The 14,479-nt window shown below is 70.0% G+C and carries 15 protein-coding genes and 1 riboswitch; of the genes, 8 read left to right on the top strand and 7 right to left on the bottom strand.

Going from position 1 to position 14,479, the window contains the following annotated elements:
- The first annotated feature begins 154 nt into the window (after window positions 1–154).
- Entirely contained in the window at window positions 155–508 is a 354-nt protein-coding gene (locus tag OHU89_RS43520) for a nuclear transport factor 2 family protein (RefSeq protein ID WP_405650905.1), read from the top strand.
- Between the two features lie 24 nt (window positions 509–532).
- Here the strand turns inward: OHU89_RS43520 and OHU89_RS43515 are convergent, their stop codons facing one another.
- Complete coding sequence (locus tag OHU89_RS43515) at window positions 533–1,066, bottom strand: MarR family winged helix-turn-helix transcriptional regulator (protein ID WP_405650903.1); 534 nt, start codon at window positions 1,064–1,066, stop codon at window positions 533–535.
- Between the two features lie 61 nt (window positions 1,067–1,127).
- Between OHU89_RS43515 and OHU89_RS43510 the strand changes: the two genes are divergently transcribed.
- Both OHU89_RS43510 and OHU89_RS43505 read left to right on the top strand, forming a co-directional pair.
- On the top strand, window positions 1,128–1,964 hold the full coding sequence (locus OHU89_RS43510) for a hypothetical protein (RefSeq protein ID WP_405650901.1): 837 nt from the start codon (window positions 1,128–1,130) through the stop codon (window positions 1,962–1,964).
- 51 nt (window positions 1,965–2,015) lie between these two features.
- Window positions 2,016–2,099: riboswitch (ZMP/ZTP riboswitch) on the top strand.
- Between the two features lie 21 nt (window positions 2,100–2,120).
- On the top strand, window positions 2,121–2,969 hold the full coding sequence (locus tag OHU89_RS43505; protein ID WP_405650899.1) for a bifunctional 5,10-methylenetetrahydrofolate dehydrogenase/5,10-methenyltetrahydrofolate cyclohydrolase: 849 nt from the start codon (window positions 2,121–2,123) through the stop codon (window positions 2,967–2,969).
- A gap of 1 nt (window position 2,970) precedes the next feature.
- Here the strand turns inward: OHU89_RS43505 and OHU89_RS43500 are convergent, their stop codons facing one another.
- Together OHU89_RS43500 and OHU89_RS43495 are read right to left on the bottom strand one after the other, a co-directional pair.
- Window positions 2,971–3,861: a CU044_5270 family protein gene (locus tag OHU89_RS43500; RefSeq protein ID WP_405650897.1), complete on the bottom strand. Its 891-nt coding sequence runs from the start codon at window positions 3,859–3,861 to the stop codon at window positions 2,971–2,973.
- On the bottom strand, window positions 3,854–4,393 hold the full coding sequence (locus OHU89_RS43495; protein WP_266884525.1) for an RNA polymerase sigma factor: 540 nt from the start codon (window positions 4,391–4,393) through the stop codon (window positions 3,854–3,856). The genes OHU89_RS43500 and OHU89_RS43495 overlap by 8 nt, the downstream gene beginning before the upstream one ends.
- A gap of 105 nt (window positions 4,394–4,498) precedes the next feature.
- Here OHU89_RS43495 and ctaD point away from each other — a divergent pair, with 105 nt between their 5' ends.
- The 3 genes from ctaD to OHU89_RS43480 are packed head-to-tail and all read left to right on the top strand — an operon-like array spanning window position 4,499 to window position 6,918.
- Window positions 4,499–6,100 (top strand): cytochrome c oxidase subunit I, encoded by a 1,602-nt coding sequence (gene ctaD, locus OHU89_RS43490; protein WP_405650895.1) that lies wholly within the window; start codon window positions 4,499–4,501, stop codon window positions 6,098–6,100.
- Entirely contained in the window at window positions 6,097–6,426 is a 330-nt protein-coding gene (locus OHU89_RS43485; RefSeq protein ID WP_405650893.1) for a hypothetical protein, read from the top strand. Before ctaD ends, OHU89_RS43485 begins: the two co-directional genes overlap by 4 nt.
- A 33-nt stretch (window positions 6,427–6,459) precedes the next feature.
- Window positions 6,460–6,918, top strand: coding sequence for a MarR family transcriptional regulator (locus tag OHU89_RS43480; RefSeq protein ID WP_405650891.1), 459 nt, complete (start codon window positions 6,460–6,462; stop codon window positions 6,916–6,918).
- Between the two features lie 72 nt (window positions 6,919–6,990).
- On the opposite strand, the gene OHU89_RS43475 is transcribed toward OHU89_RS43480, so the two are convergent.
- Window positions 6,991–8,943: a ricin-type beta-trefoil lectin domain protein gene (locus OHU89_RS43475; protein ID WP_405650888.1), complete on the bottom strand. Its 1,953-nt coding sequence runs from the start codon at window positions 8,941–8,943 to the stop codon at window positions 6,991–6,993.
- 204 nt (window positions 8,944–9,147) lie between these two features.
- On the opposite strand from OHU89_RS43475, the gene OHU89_RS43470 reads away from it, so the two are divergent.
- Window positions 9,148–10,377: a glycosyltransferase gene (locus OHU89_RS43470; protein ID WP_405654909.1), complete on the top strand. Its 1,230-nt coding sequence runs from the start codon at window positions 9,148–9,150 to the stop codon at window positions 10,375–10,377.
- 15 nt (window positions 10,378–10,392) lie between these two features.
- Here OHU89_RS43470 and OHU89_RS43465 read toward each other — a convergent pair whose 3' ends face one another.
- The gene (locus OHU89_RS43465; RefSeq protein WP_405650885.1) at window positions 10,393–11,040 is read right to left on the bottom strand and encodes a TetR/AcrR family transcriptional regulator; all 648 of its coding nucleotides are present in this window, start codon (window positions 11,038–11,040) and stop codon (window positions 10,393–10,395) included.
- A 178-nt stretch (window positions 11,041–11,218) separates the two neighbouring features.
- Between OHU89_RS43465 and OHU89_RS43460 the strand changes: the two genes are divergently transcribed.
- Complete coding sequence (locus OHU89_RS43460) at window positions 11,219–12,460, top strand: YncE family protein (protein ID WP_405650883.1); 1,242 nt, start codon at window positions 11,219–11,221, stop codon at window positions 12,458–12,460.
- Window positions 12,461–12,463: 3 nt separating this feature from the next.
- Here the strand turns inward: OHU89_RS43460 and OHU89_RS43455 are convergent, their stop codons facing one another.
- Entirely contained in the window at window positions 12,464–13,672 is a 1,209-nt protein-coding gene (locus tag OHU89_RS43455) for a glycosyltransferase (protein WP_405650881.1), read from the bottom strand.
- Window positions 13,669–14,457: a MerR family transcriptional regulator gene (locus OHU89_RS43450; protein ID WP_405650879.1), complete on the bottom strand. Its 789-nt coding sequence runs from the start codon at window positions 14,455–14,457 to the stop codon at window positions 13,669–13,671. The genes OHU89_RS43455 and OHU89_RS43450 overlap by 4 nt, the downstream gene beginning before the upstream one ends.
- Window positions 14,458–14,479 lie beyond the last annotated feature (22 nt).

Genomic DNA, 14,479 nt, shown 5'->3' with positions numbered 1-14,479 from the left:
GGGCCCGCACCGGACACGGGCACCGGGCGTCGCTCACCCGTCAGGCGGAGTGTCGCCGTTGCGCTTGCCGAGCCCGGCGGGGCGGAGGAGTCTCGAAGGAGAGGCCCTCGCGGCCCGCTCCCCTTCGACCGCGGGCCTTCACCGGAGGTCAACCATGGGCACCGCGTTCAACACCGAGACACTGCGCCAGAGCATCGAGGGAAACACGGCGACGAATCTGCTGTCGCTCTACACGGACGACGCGGAACTGCGCGTCGTGGACCGCAACACCCAGCCCAGTAGTCCAAGGGTCCTGCACGGTCGCGAGGAGATCGGCGAACTCCTCGCGGACGTCTACAGCCGCGACATGACACACAAGCTGGAGCGCTGCGTCGTGGACGGCGACACCGTCGCGTTCAGCGAGAGCTGCCGGTACTCGGACGGGGTGCGTGTCCTGGCCGAGTCGATGATCACGCTGCGCGACGGCAAGATCGCCGAACAGATCATGATCCAGGCATGGGACGAGTAGGGAGGCGGCTGCCGAAGGTCCAGATCACGACTCGCTTGACCTGGACCTTCGCGGTGCGGGCCCGTCCGGTCCGCTCTCCGCGGCCACGACCAGTTTCCGCAACAGGTCGGCTAGCGTCCGTTGCTCTTCTGCGGTCAGTACTGCGAGCAGCGCGACCTCGTCCGCTTCCTCCGCCGCCGCATGCTGTTCGAAGGCGGCGTATCCGGCGTCGGTGAGCCGGACCAGCACCCTTCGCCGGTCGGCGCTCTCGTGCGTGCGGCTGATCCACCCGGCCTCCTCCAGCGGCGCCAGCCGTGCCGAGAGGGCACCCCGCGTCAGCCCGAGCCGGTCGGCGAGCTCCGAGGGGCTCGCGGTGTACGGCGGACCCTGTCGGCGCAGCGTCAGCAGCACCTTGAACTGCCAGTGCCGCAGCCCGTCGGAGTCGAGCGCGTCGCGACGCGCCTGGGACGCGTGCCGGGCGAGTTTCGCCAGCCGCACGTAGATCGCCTCCTTGACCGGGTCCATCCAGGCGAGTTCCTTCGACCACTCCGCGACATGCCGGTCGACCGAGTCCTCCATCGTCTGCTCCCCGCAGTGGTTTTCTTGTGGATGGTTTTCCACCTAACTACCTTCCCCTGTCATGACGAACACCACGAGCACATTCGTCGACCTCGACGAACTCCTCGCCTCCGCAAGGGACTTGTCGCTGGCGGGACGGTGGGACCGGGCACTGCGCCTGTTGGACGCGACGACGTCCGACCATCCCGAGGACCGCGCACGCCTCGCCCTGGCGGCGGCCGAAGTAGCCCTGGAGAGCGACTGGTTCGGCGGTACGCGGCTCACCGCCGCCCGCGTCAAGCAGGCGGAGAAGGAGTCACCGGGCGGCGACTGGGACCTGGACTTCGTACGGCTGCGCCACGACTACCTGCTGCTGTTCCGCCCCGACGGCACGTCCCGGCACGGCGCCGAGGGCAAGGACCCGGAGGCACTCGTGGCGATCCGGCGCCGCGGACACGACCTGCGCGAGGCCGCCCCCGACGAGGTGCGGCGGGGCTGGGCCTCGATGTACCTGGGGCTGATCGCCGACAACCTCTTCGGCGAGCGCACCGCGGCGCCCGCCCACTACGAGGCCGCCCTGCGCGCCGGCGCATCGGGCGACGACCTGCTGGTCCGCGAGGCGCTGCGGCACCTCGGTGACCACGACCACCACGCCGGCGAACACGAGCGGGCCCTGGAGCGCTGGGAGCGGGCCACCGCGCTGGGCGCACGCGCGGGCATGGTCCCCGGTGTGCTCACCCAGCAGATGCTGCTGGCGGTGCTGGCCCGCGACACGGGTGACGAGGGCGGCGCGACCGCGCTGGCGAAGGAGATCGCCCGCTGGGCCGAGGCGATCGGCGCCGGCCATCTCCACGCCCAGGCGACCGGGTTCCTGGCCGGAGTCGATCCGACGGCGCCGCCGCAGGAGAGCGGGTCCTGACCGTCGTAGGGCATACGGGGTCCCGGCCGGAGGACCGGCTCGGTTAGGCTGACGGCGGGCCGTGACTGGCGCTGAGGTGGAGCACCACCGGGGAGCGGTCCGCAGAACCTGATGCCGTGCGCCTGGGCGAACCGACTACCAGCCCAGGAGTGGATCATGTCTCAGGCCCGGCTCATGGACGGCACGGCGCTCGCCCGGCGGATCGTGGAGGAGACCGCCAAGCGCGCCGCCGACCTCACCGAACGCACCGGCGGCACACCATGTCTCGCGACCGTACTGGTCGGCGAGGACCCCGCCTCCGTGACGTACGTCCGGATGAAGCAGAACCGCTGCCGCAAGGCCGGTATCGCCTCCCGGCACGTGGAGCTGCCCGCGGCGACCACGACGGAGGAACTGGTGGGCACGCTCAAGGCGCTCTCCGCCGATCCCGCCGTGCACGGCATCCTGCTCCAGCATCCGATGGGCGAGCACATCGACGAGCGGGCCGCGTTCGAGGCGATCGCGCCCGAGAAGGACGTCGACGGCGTCACCTTCGCCTCGTTCGCGACGATGAGCTTCGGCCTGCCGGGCTTCGTGTCGTGCACGCCCGGCGGGATCATGCGGCTGCTCGACGAGTACGGCGTCGACCCGTCCGGCAAGCGGGCCGTGGTCGTCGGCCGCAGCGCGATCCTCGGCAAGCCGGCCGGGATGCTGCTGCTCGCGCGCGACGCGACGGTGACGTACTGCCACTCGCGGACGGCGGACCTGTCCGCGGCCGTCCGCGAGGCGGACATCGTCGTCGCCGCCGTGGGCCGGGCGCGGCTCATCAAGGGCCAGGACATCAAGCCCGGCGCCGTCGTGCTCGACGCCGGCTACAACGAGGGGAACGTCGGCGACGTCGACTTCGACTCCGCCGCGGAGCGGGCCTCGCTGATCACCCCGGTGCCGGGCGGCGTCGGTCCGATGACGATCGCCACGCTGCTGGAGCAGACGGTCGACGCGGCCGCCCGGCAGCTCGGGGTCTGAATCAGCGCATCCAGGCGCTGTAGTCCATGACGTCACCGGCCTTGACGCCGTACTCGGGATCCGCCTTGGTGAAGGTGGTCTCCAGGCCGAGTACGGCGCCGCTGGCCGGGTCCATGATCAGCATCCGGCGGGTGGCCGACTGCTGGTACACATACGCCTGTCCGCGCCGCCCGAGCCGGTCGGTGACCTGTCCGACGGGCTTGAGCCCTTCGGCGTCCGCCAGCATCTCGGCCACCGTCGCGGACTCACGGGCCCCGAGGTGCCAGGTGTCGAGGAGCACTCTTACGCCGTCGAGGAGCTGGCTGGTGTCCAGTGCGGTGTCGGTGTACGTGGCTTCCTGGAGGTAGGCGCGCAGACGGGTGACGTCGTGCGGGGGCTCCGACTGCGGCGGGGCGTCGCTCCAACTGGGCGGATAGGTCTGCGTGGTGCGGTCGTGGCCGTCGTCGACGATCACCGTGTGGCTGTCGTCGGCGTTCCACCGCACGATGCGCTCCTCCGGGTAGGTGATCGGAGGCTTGTCCTCGCTCATGCCGAGGCTCCACGACTTCACATGGGTGCCCTTGCGGAGTTCGGGCGAACCGTCAGCCGCTCGGGCCCGCGCTGCCAGGGTCTCCAGGGATACGGGGGTGGAGTCGGCCCGCACGACGAGCGGGCGGGGTGCGGCGACCGCCGGCGCGGTGGTCTGGTCGGTGAACAGCAGGGCCGCCACCAGCGCGCCGACGACGGCCGTGGCCGCCAGGCCCCACAGCAGCCGGGGTCGGCGGGAGGTCCGTTGCTGCATGAGCCGGTTCAGCTGCCGCTCGGCGTGGTGGTCGAGAGGGCCCTCGCCGAAGTGCGGGCCGTCGATCGGCACCGGGTTGGCACGGCGCAGGAGTTCGAGTTCGTCAGCCATGGCCGTTCTCCTTCAGGGCGGCGGCGGTCGTGGGGCCCATGCGGTCGATCTCGGCTCTCAGCCGGCGCCGGGCGCGGTGCAGCCGCATCGACGCGGCCCGCCGGCCGCAGCCGAGGGCGACCGCCACCTCATCGGTGTCCAGTTCCTCCCAGGCCGTGAGCCGCAGCACCTCCTGGTCGGCCGGGGAGAGCCGGGCCAGCGCGTCGTGCACCCAGGCGCCGGGGCTCTCCGCGTCGGGACCGGCCTCGACGTGCCGCCCGTGTGCCGTGTCGTCGTTGCCCAGCCGGTCCACCAGTCGCCGCCGGCGCCCCTGTCCGCGCACCGCGTTGGCCAGGCAGTTCCGTGCCACCCCGTACAGCCAGGGCAGGGGGGAGTCCGGGAGGTCGGTCCGGCGGCGCCAGGCGACGGTGAAGACCTCCGCCACCACTTCCTCCACGTCACTCGTACGCCCGTCCAGTCGCCGCGCGACATAGCGGCTGACCGCCCAGTAGTGCTCGCGATAGGCAGCGGCGAAGTTGTCGTCGTCGCTCATGTTCCGTTCGTGTCCGGCACCCTCGGGATCGTCACAGCCGTTTCCGTGATTCTCGTCGCGTCCCTGAAGTGTGACGTCCGGGCCGGGCGCGGACACAGGCGGGGCATGAGGCACCTGAAGTGGCTGACGACCACGGATCACAAGACGATCGGAACGCTGTATCTGGTCACGTCGTTCGCGTTCTTCTGCATCGGTGGTCTGATGGCGCTGTTCATGCGCGCCGAGCTGGCCCGCCCCGGTCTGCAGATCATGTCGAACGAGCAGTTCAACCAGGCGTTCACGATGCACGGCACGATCATGCTGCTGATGTTCGCGACGCCGCTGTTCGCCGGCTTCGCGAACTGGATCATGCCGCTGCAGATCGGCGCGCCGGACGTGGCCTTCCCCCGGCTGAACATGTTCGCCTACTGGCTGTACCTGTTCGGCTCGCTCATCGCGGTCGGTGGCTTCCTCACCCCGCAGGGCGCGGCCGACTTCGGCTGGTTCGCCTACAGCCCGCTGTCCGACGCGGTCCGCAGCCCCGGCATCGGCGCCGACCTGTGGATCATGGGTCTGGCCTTCTCCGGCTTCGGCACCATCCTCGGCTCGGTCAACTTCATCACCACCATCATCTGCATGCGCGCACCCGGCATGACCATGTTCCGCATGCCGATCTTCGTGTGGAACGTGCTGCTGACCGCGGTGCTGGTCCTGCTGGCCTTCCCGGTCCTCGCGGCCGCGCTGTTCGCCCTGGAGGCGGACCGCAAGTTCGGTGCGCATGTCTTCGACTCCGCCAACGGCGGGGCCTTGCTATGGCAACACCTCTTCTGGTTCTTCGGCCATCCAGAGGTGTACATCATCGCCCTACCATTCTTCGGAATCATTTCCGAAGTGATCCCGGTCTTCTCCCGTAAGCCGATGTTCGGCTACATGGGCCTGGTGGCCGCGACGATCTCGATCGCCGGTCTGTCCGTGACGGTGTGGGCGCACCACATGTACGTCACCGGCGGTGTGCTCCTGCCGTTCTTCTCCTTCATGACGTTCCTCATCGCCGTGCCAACAGGCGTGAAGTTCTTCAACTGGATCGGAACGATGTGGAAGGGCTCGTTGAGTTTCGAGACCCCGATGCTCTGGGCGACGGGCTTCCTGGTCACCTTCGTCTTCGGCGGCCTGACCGGCGTGATGCTCGCCTCGCCACCGATCGACTTCGCGGTCTCCGACTCCTATTTCGTGGTGGCGCACTTCCACTACGTGGTGTTCGGCACCGTCGTCTTCGCGATGTTCTCCGGCTTCCACTTCTGGTGGCCGAAGATGACCGGCAAGATGCTCGACGAGCGCCTCGGCAAGATGACCTTCTGGACGCTGTTCATCGGCTTCCACGGCACGTTCCTGGTCCAGCACTGGCTGGGCGTGAACGGTATGCAGCGCCGAATCCCGGACTATCTCGCGGTGGAGGGCCTCACCCCCCTCAACACACTGTCGAGCATCTTCTCGTTCGTGCTCGGCGCGTCACTGCTCCCCTTCTTCTACAACGTCTGGAAGACGGCCAAGTGCGGCAGGAACGTCGAGACCGACGACCCGTGGGGCTACGGCCGCTCGCTCGAGTGGGCGACGTCCTGCCCGCCCCCGCGGCACAACTTCCTCACCCTGCCGCGGATCCGCAGCGAATCCCCGGCGTTCGACCTGCACCACACCACCGAGCCGCAGAGGGAGTTGACCGCTCCGTGAGCAAGTTCCTGGCCGACGTCGAGGGCCATCTGCTGCTCTCCGCCACCCGCGAGGAGGGCCGCACGGCCGCCGAGCGCTTCACCGCACCACTGCACTGGCTCACGGACACCCAACGGGCCGAGGTGGAACGGCGGTTCGAGGCGGAGTACCTCGCACTCGCCCGCGACTCCTGGCAGCACACCTCGACGCGTGCCGGGCGACTGCGGGAGGAGTACGAGGCGAAGTACCGCGAGCTGCGGCGCAGACTGCTGGCCGGTTGGCTGCTGGGCTGTGCCGGGCTCGTCGGTGTCGTGGTGGTGTGTGTCGTCCCGCAGCTCCGGCCTTGACCTCGAGCAAAGTTGAGGTTCTACGGTCGTCACATGGCGATCAAGGAGTACTCGCAGGAGGAACTGGCCGCTCAGCCGATCGGGGCGTGGAGTGGTGAGGCGTACCGCCGGGTGGTGGGAGGAATCCGCGCACAGTTGGCTGTGGAGAACCTGACGCAGCCCCACTGGTGGACGCTCAACCACGCCGCCGGGGATCCCGGACGGTGGACCCGTGCGGCGCTCGTCGAGCGGCTGACTCCCTACGACGACCAGGGCATCGACTTCGACGGCGTCTTCGACGACCTGGTCGCCCGCGGCTGGCTCACGGAGGAGCCGGACGGCATGCGGCTGACCGAGGCGGGTGAAGCGGGGCGCGTCCGTGCCCGGGAGCGCAACCTGCGGATCCACGAGCGGACGCATGACGGGATCGACCCGGCCGACTACGCGGTGACGGTCGATGTCCTGCGCCGGATGGTCGCGAACCTCGGCGGCGAGGGGAACCTCCCCGACTGACCGGCTCGCACCTCCGGGTGGCGGGCGAGGCTGTGCCGGACACAGCCTCGCCCGTGCGGGGGTTCGCCGCCGCTAGTTCAGCGTCCACTTCTGGTTGTCACCGGCGCCGCAGGACCACAGCACCAACTGGCTGCCGTTGGCCGTCTGGTTGTTGTAGGCGTCCAGGCAGAGTCCGGAGTGGACATTGGTGAGGGTGCCGTCGGTGTTGACGTTCCACTTCTGGTTGTTCTGACCGTTGCAGTCCCAGATCACGACCTTGGTGCCGTTGGTCGTGCCGAGGTTGTAGGCGTCCAGGCACTTGTTGCCGTACACCACGAGTTCCTTGCGGGAGGTGTACGTCCAGGCCTGGTTCTGACCGCCGCTGCAGTCCCAGAGCTGGGCCTGGGTGCCGTTGGTGATGGTGTTGTCGTTGATGTCGAGGCAGCGGCTCGACTGCGTGCCGACGACCAGGTTGCCGTTGGCGCCGGGCAGCGGCCTGACCGTGATGTCGGCAAGGGTCGGGGCGCCTGTGAAGGTCAGCGTGTTCGAGGAGCCCTTGGAGAGGGCGACCTGGACGCTGATCGTGCCCTGGCCGGCACCGGTGGGCGGGAAGGAGACCGCCGTCGAGCCCTGGCCGTTGACCTTGAGGGTGGCCTTGCGGGCGGTCGAGGTGTTGTTGGTGTAGGCGACGTCGACGGTCTTCAGGCCGGTGCTCCCGGCGACCACGCCCGAGAAGCTCGACGTGCCGGTGTAGGTGCTGCTCGCGGCCTCGGTGCCGCCCTTGACCGTGAGCATCACGGAGCCGCCCGCCGGGACGCTGGTGGTGTAGCTCGTGCCGTACGAGCCGATGTTCTGCTGCGTCCACAGGTCACGGACGGTCGCGCTGGCGTTGGTCAGGCCGAGGTCGGACCAGCGGACGGTGATGTTCTGGGCGGAGGAGGTGCGGTTGAGCAGAACGGCCGCGCGGTTGCCCGCGCCGGACAGGACCTTGCCGTACACCTGCAGTCCGCTGGTGTCCTCGGCGATCTTGACGCCCTGGAGGCCGCGCGCGTCCTGGTCGACGGCGATGACCTCGGGGTTCTTGAGGATGTTCGCGGTCTCGGTGGTCATCGTGGCGAGGTTGTTGCCGGCGAGGAGCGGGGCGCCGGAGATCGCCCACAGGTTCATGTGGGTGCGGTTCTGGGCGGCGGTGAAGCCGTCCATGCCGACCATCAGCATGTCGGGGTCGTTGTAGTAGCCGGTGTGCTGCGCCGTGGGGTGCAGGTTCCGGTCGTAGTTGGTCAGCAGGTTGGTCATGGACGGCTTGTTGCCGTACAGGATGATGTCGTCGTTGGTCCGCCACATCGCGCCCTGGCCCGGAGCCCAGTTCCACGGGTTCTGCCGGCCCCAGTTGCACAACGACAGGGTCATCGGGCGGCCGGTGCTGGCGGTGGCCTGCGTGATCGCGTCGCTGATGGCCTGGTACGTCGTCTTCGCGTCAAGTCCCTCCGCGTCACCGCCGCACCAGTCGACCTTCACGAAGTCGAAGCCCCACTGCGAGAACTGGAGCATGTCCTGCGCGTAGTGGCCCTCACTGCCGGAGCCGGGCGCGGCGGGGCGGCCGGTCGGGTAGTAGTAGCCGCAGCCGTCCTTGCCGGCGTCGGTGTAGATACCGGCCTTGAGGCCCTTGCTGTGGATGTAGTCGGCGATGGCCTTCATGCCACCGGGCCACTCCGCCTCGTCGATGGTGATGTTGCCGGCACTGTCACGGGTGCCCTGCCACCAGCCCTCGTCGATGTTGATGTACTGGTAGCCCGCCGCCGGCAGACCCGAGGCGACGAACGCGTCGACCTGCTGCTTGATCACGCTGTAGTCGATCTTCGCGGCGAAGCTGTTCCAGGAGGCCCAGCCCATCGGGGCGGCGGGCACGGATATCTGACGGCTGGTCGCCGCCTGCGCCTGGTTCGGCTGCGCGAACAGCAGGGCTGCGGTGACGGCCAGGGCGAGGACGAGGGCGCGTACGGCGGCGGCTCTGACCCGGCGGACACAACGCGGTGGGGGGTACATGCGGCTCCTTCGTGCGGGGAAACACTCAAGGGTGACGATATTTCGAACAAGGATCGATAGTTCGAACGTGTCGCGCGCCGAAAGTAGAGCCACGGGAGGGTGAAGTCAACGGATGTGACAGGGGTGAAGTAGCCGGTCCCCTTGGGTCGTTCGCCCTTCGGAACACGCCGCCGCGCCATACTGACCGGTGTGCGCGTAGCGATCATGACAGCGGGGTCCCGGGGCGACGTCGCCCCGTTCACCGGACTGGGACACGGCCTGGTGCGGGCCGGGCACGAGGTCACCCTGGTCACGCACGGCTCCTTCGAGCCGTTGGTGGCGGGGTCGGGGCTCGGATTCCACGCCCTGCCGCTCGATCCCCGGGCGGAGCTGGAGTCCTCACGCGGGCGGGCGCTGCACGACAGTGCGACGGGCGCCGGGAAGCTGCTGCGGGTGGTGAGCATGGCGCGGACCCTGGCGCAGGAGATGGCCGACGACGTACTGGCGGCCGCGCGAGGGAGCGACGTGCTGCTGCTGTCCGGCTCGATGGCACCGCTGGGACACACCGTCGCCGAGGGCCTGTCGCTGCCCAGCATGGGCGTCTATCTCCAACCCCTCGCCCCCACACGCGAGTTCGGCCCTCCCATGCTCGGCGGCCGCTCCTGGGGAACGGCCGGCAACCGGCTCGCCGGGCACGGTGTGGGCCTGGCCGTGGAGCAGGTCTTCGCCGCGACCGTCCCCGCGGTCCGCGAACGGCTGGGGATGCCCCGCGTCCGCACCGCGGCGGCACTGCGGGCCCGGGAGCGGCAGGCGTGGCCGGTGCACCACGGCTTCAGCCCGCTGGTGGTGGCCAGGCCACGCGACTGGCGGACCGGGCTGGACGTGACCGGCTACTGGTGGCCGTACGACGTGAAGAGCGGACTTCCGCCCGAGGTGCGGGACTTCCTCGACGCGGGCGAACCTCCGGTGTTCGTCGGTCTGGGCAGTGCGACGGTCCCGGACCCCGCGCGGCTCAGCGAAGACATCGTGCGCGCGCTGCGCCGGGCCGGGCTGCGCGGGGTGATCCAGCAGGGCTGGGGCGGGCTCGCGGCCGACGGCGACGACATGCTGACCGTCGGCGAGGTCGCCCACTCGGCACTCTTCCCGCACATGGCGGCGCTCGTCCACCACGCGGGCGCGGGCACGACCGCGGCGGGGCTGCGGGCCGGGGTGCCCGCCGTACCGGTGCCGGTCCAGTTCGACGCGGGCTTCTGGTCCGCGCGGTTGGTCGCGCTGGGCGTGGCACCGCGTGCGGTACCGCTACGGGGACTGAACACGGACACGCTAGCGTCGGCGCTGACGCGGGTCACCCGCGATCCGGGGTACCGGGAGCGGGCGCGGGCGCTGGGGGCACGGATTCGCGAGGAGGACGGGGTCAGGCCGGTGGTGGAGGCGGTGAACAGACTGACGCGCTGAACAGTGCCCGCGGATTCACCACCCGACCGGCCGCAGAATCGCCAACAACTGCCGCACCAACTCCTCCACCACCTCGTCCAACGTCGCGTCCACCCATCCAGCACTCCAGTCGTGCAACAGCCCGTTGACCGCACCGATGAACGCCGCGGCCGGAATCCGATAGTCCCGCGGCACAGCCTCACCCCGCGCGACGGCCGCGTTCGCCTCGGCACACAGCAGGTCGATCCACCCGGCGCGGCGGGCGAGGCGCTGTTCCTCCAGACGCGGACTGACTCCGATGATCTCGACGAAGGTGATGCGGACACGGCGAGGATCGCCGGTGACACTCGCGGCGTACGCACGGAAGATCGCCGCCACTCGTTCGGCGAGCGGCAGCGACTCCGCGTCGGCCACCGCTGTCAGGACCGCCTCCTCGGCCCATCCGTTGACCTGGAGATGGAGGGCCGCGAGGACATCCTCGAGGGTGCGGAACTCCTCGTAGAACTGCCGGGTCGACAGACCCGCGGCCTCGCTGAGCGCGGCGACCGTGGTGTTGCGGTAGCCGGGGGTGTCGCCGAACAGCTGCAGGGCCGCGTCCAGGAAACGCCCGCGCCGCAGCGCCTGTCGTTCTTCGGCGGTCTTGCCGCCGTAGCGGCCGGTCGGCGCCTTGAGCCTGCCCGCCACGGTCACCTCCGTTGATCGTCCTCCGACGCGCCAATATTTATCGTGTACGCGGTCTTGTGGACAGGGCGCCCCTTCCTTACTTTTCAGTAAGTTGATTCTGAAAGCGTTCGTGTTCAGATTCACGAGCTTTGCCTTGGCATGTCCTACTCATGAACCCCACTCAGAGAAGAGAGCCGTCATGCCCGCTTTCGGACCCCGGCACCTTGGCGCTCTGGCCGCCGCCGTCGCCCTGACCGTCACCGCCCCGGCGACCGCCACCGCAGCGGACGCCGCCGCCCTGCGCGAGGTGCTGTTCGTCGGCAACAACTGGGACGGCACCGCCGACGTCCTCAAGTCCACGGGCGATCTCGCGAAGGTCGGCCGGATCAACGTCATCCCCGACAAGGACGCGCGGATGGCCGAGATCAACGCCGATCCGATCAAGTGGATCTACTTCATGGCGATCCGCAACGGTGTCGGCGAGGGCCACGACCAGTTCGCCGACGACATGTACACCACACCGGACGGCGCGTCGGTCGTCGTCTCCCGGCCGAGCTTCGCCGACGTCGTCTCGATCAACCTGGCCACCGGGGCCATCAACTGGCGTTTCCCCGTGTCGGGTTACCGCTCGGACCACATGGCGGTCTCCCCCGACGGTACCCGGGTGGCGGTGTCCGCCTCGACCTCGAACACCGTGCACGTGCTCGACATCAGCACCGGAAAGCAGCTCGGCAAGTTCACCACCGGCGACAAGCCGCACGAGAACATCTTCACCAAGGACGGCAAGTACATCTACAACATGGCGATCGGTGACGTGAACACCGACACCGACGCCGCGTGGCTGGACTGGACGAAGGGCGACCGGCGCATCACGGTCGTCGACGCCACGACGTACCAGCAGGTCAAGGTCATCGACCTGCGGCCGAAGCTGGACGCGATCGGTCTCACGGACTACTCCGACGCGGTCCGCCCGGCCGTGTTCTCCCCGGACGAGTCCAAGCTGTACTTCCAGGTGTCGTTCTTCAACGGCTTCTTCGAGTACGACCTCGCCACCGACAAGATCACCCGGACCAAGACCCTCCCGAAGAACCCGGCGACCAGCGACGACCGCACCACGTTCGTCAACGACTCCCGCCACCACGGCATGTCGATGAGCCCCGACGGCACCAAGCTGTGCGTCGCCGGGACCATGGACGACTACGCGACCGTCGTCAACCGCACGACCCTCCAGGAGGGCCCGCTCGTCACCGCCTCCAAGCCCTACTGGGCCACGGTCAGCGGCGACGGCAAGCTCTGCGTGATCTCCGAGAGCGGCACCGACCAGGTCACGGCCATCGACTTCGCCACCGGCCGGAAGACGGTGTCCGTCCCGGTCGGCGACCACCCCCAGCGCGTGCGTCTGGGCCATGTCGCGGCGAACTGGACGAGCCCGGCCTCCTGAGGCTCAGCCCGCCGGCCGTTCCACGGCCTTGACCGCCTCGCCCGCCCCGTCCTCGGCGGCCATGAGCTGCGCGGCGGTCACGGCCGCACGGCTGTAGGACTGCTGCCGTACGACACGGCCGAGCGCGTCGGCGAGCGCCTCGGCCGTGAGCGACCTGAACGGGATCGGGTCGGTGGCGGCCCCGAGCGCGGCCAGCCGCCCCGCCCAGAACGGCTGGTCCGCCGTCACCGGCACGGGCACCGCGGGTACCCCGGCGCGCAGTCCGGCCGCCGAGGTGCCCGCTCCGGCGTGGTGGACCACGGCGGCGACCCGCGGGAACAGCAGCGCGTGCGGTACGTCCCCGACGGTCAGGACGTCGTCGCCGTCGGCCGCGAGTCCGGCACTGCCGGTCTGCAGGATCCCGCGCAGCCCGGCCCGCCGCAGGGCCCGCACCGCGATGTCGCCGAGCCGCTCCCCCTGGCCGGCCGCCATGCTGCCGAACCCGATGAACACCGGCCGCGCTCCGGCCGCGAGGAAGTCCTCCAGTTCCGCGGCCAGCCGCCGGGACTCGTCGACGTAAGGCCACCAGGTGCCCACGACCTCCAGCCCCGGCCGCCAGTCGGCGGGGCGCGGCACGAGTGCCGTGCTGAAGCCGTGCAGGACGGGCCGGTTCGCCTGCTCCTGTCGGCGGCGCATCGCACGCGGCGTGAGCGGGGGCAGGTCGAGGCTCCGGCGGAGGTCGGCGACCGCCCCCGTGTAGAGACGGTCGGCCATGCGCAGCGCGAAGCGTCCGGCCGTACGGTTGCCGAGGCGGCCCAGTGAGCGGGCCGCGGTGACCACCGGCGGGAAGTCGCCGGTCGGGGCGACGGGCACGAGGTAGGCGCCGATCGCCGGGGTGCCGGTGGCCTCGGCCAGATGCCAGCCGAGGGGAGCCGTGGTCGTCGACAGCAGGAGCAGATCCGTCCCCCGGTCCATCGCGGCGGCGAATCCCTGACCGATCTCGGTGACGAACTCGGCCGCGGTGCGAAGCAGTTCACGCCTGGTCGCCGCCCCACCGCCCTCCGCGCGGGCGGGAAGACCACGGAACTCCAGCCCCGCCTCCTGCGCCAGAGGCGCGAAGGCGTCCGGTGCGGCGAGGGCGACCTCGTGCCCGGCCCTCAGGAGCGCACTGCCGAGTCCCGTGTACGGCGCCACGTCGCCGCGCGATCCGGCCGCGGCGATCAGGATCCTCATCTCTCTTCCTCCGGGGAGTCGTTGCGGGCCGCGTTGGCGTGCACGGCCTTGCCCAGGTAGGCGGCGAGACCGGGCCGTTGCTGCGACGGGGGCACGACGAGGGCGAAGGCGCGCGGGTCGGCCACGAAGTCGTCCGCGATCCGCCGGTGCATGACGGGCGGACAGGCCGTGAACCAGCGGGTGATGTGCCGGCGATGCTCCTCGGCGAGGTCCATGGCCGCCTCGCCGTCGCTCGGCTCCCCCGCGTCGAAGGTCGCGAGCAGCCGTGCGCGCCACTCACCGGCCTCCCCCATGAGCTGCCGCCAGTCCTCCTTGGTGTGGGCGGCCGCCCGTGCCATCGATTCGCGCTGCCCCCGCGAGCCGGCCCACTTCAGCTGCCGTTCGGTGGCGTAGCTGAGGTCGAAGCCGATCTCGCCGAAGACCTCGAAGCGTTCCTGCGGGGTGAGGGTCACGCCGGTCTGCTGGACCTCGATGGCCCGCTCGGCGACCTCGGAGAGCCGCTGGAGCCGGGCGATCTCCTCGCTCAACTGCCGTTGCCGGGCCCGAAGATGGTCCAGGGCGTTGGCCTGCGGGTCCTCGAGGATGGCGGCGATCTCGTCGAGGGAGAAGCCGAGTTCGCGGTAGAAGAGGATCTGCTGGAGCCGGGCCAGGTCCGTCTCGTCGTAGAGGCGGTACCCGGCCCGGCTGCGGGTGCCGGGCGTGAGCAGGCCGGTCCGGTCGTAGTGATGGAGCGTGCGCACCGTCACCGCGGCCCAGGACGCGACCTGCCGCACGGAGTACCTCATTCACCTGCCCTTTCGTCGGGGT

Origin of the sequence: Streptomyces sp. NBC_00019 (genome assembly GCF_045041015.1) — a bacterium.
Lineage (GTDB): Bacteria > Actinomycetota > Actinomycetes > Streptomycetales > Streptomycetaceae > Streptomyces.
This window is presented reverse-complemented; position numbering and strand designations above follow the sequence as displayed.

Coding starts and splice junctions, on each gene's coding strand:
- OHU89_RS43520 (WP_405650905.1), top strand. CDS start 155: ATGGGCACCGCGTTCAACACCGAGACACTGCGCCAGAGCATCGAGGGA.
- OHU89_RS43515 (WP_405650903.1), bottom strand. CDS start 1,066: ATGGAGGACTCGGTCGACCGGCATGTCGCGGAGTGGTCGAAGGAACTC.
- OHU89_RS43510 (WP_405650901.1), top strand. CDS start 1,128: ATGACGAACACCACGAGCACATTCGTCGACCTCGACGAACTCCTCGCC.
- OHU89_RS43505 (WP_405650899.1), top strand. CDS start 2,121: ATGTCTCAGGCCCGGCTCATGGACGGCACGGCGCTCGCCCGGCGGATC.
- OHU89_RS43500 (WP_405650897.1), bottom strand. CDS start 3,861: ATGGCTGACGAACTCGAACTCCTGCGCCGTGCCAACCCGGTGCCGATC.
- OHU89_RS43495 (WP_266884525.1), bottom strand. CDS start 4,393: ATGAGCGACGACGACAACTTCGCCGCTGCCTATCGCGAGCACTACTGG.
- ctaD (WP_405650895.1), top strand. CDS start 4,499: ATGAGGCACCTGAAGTGGCTGACGACCACGGATCACAAGACGATCGGA.
- OHU89_RS43480 (WP_405650891.1), top strand. CDS start 6,460: ATGGCGATCAAGGAGTACTCGCAGGAGGAACTGGCCGCTCAGCCGATC.
- OHU89_RS43475 (WP_405650888.1), bottom strand. CDS start 8,943: ATGTACCCCCCACCGCGTTGTGTCCGCCGGGTCAGAGCCGCCGCCGTA.
- OHU89_RS43470 (WP_405654909.1), top strand. CDS start 9,148: ATGACAGCGGGGTCCCGGGGCGACGTCGCCCCGTTCACCGGACTGGGA.
- OHU89_RS43460 (WP_405650883.1), top strand. CDS start 11,219: ATGCCCGCTTTCGGACCCCGGCACCTTGGCGCTCTGGCCGCCGCCGTC.
- OHU89_RS43455 (WP_405650881.1), bottom strand. CDS start 13,672: ATGAGGATCCTGATCGCCGCGGCCGGATCGCGCGGCGACGTGGCGCCG.
- OHU89_RS43450 (WP_405650879.1), bottom strand. CDS start 14,457: ATGAGGTACTCCGTGCGGCAGGTCGCGTCCTGGGCCGCGGTGACGGTG.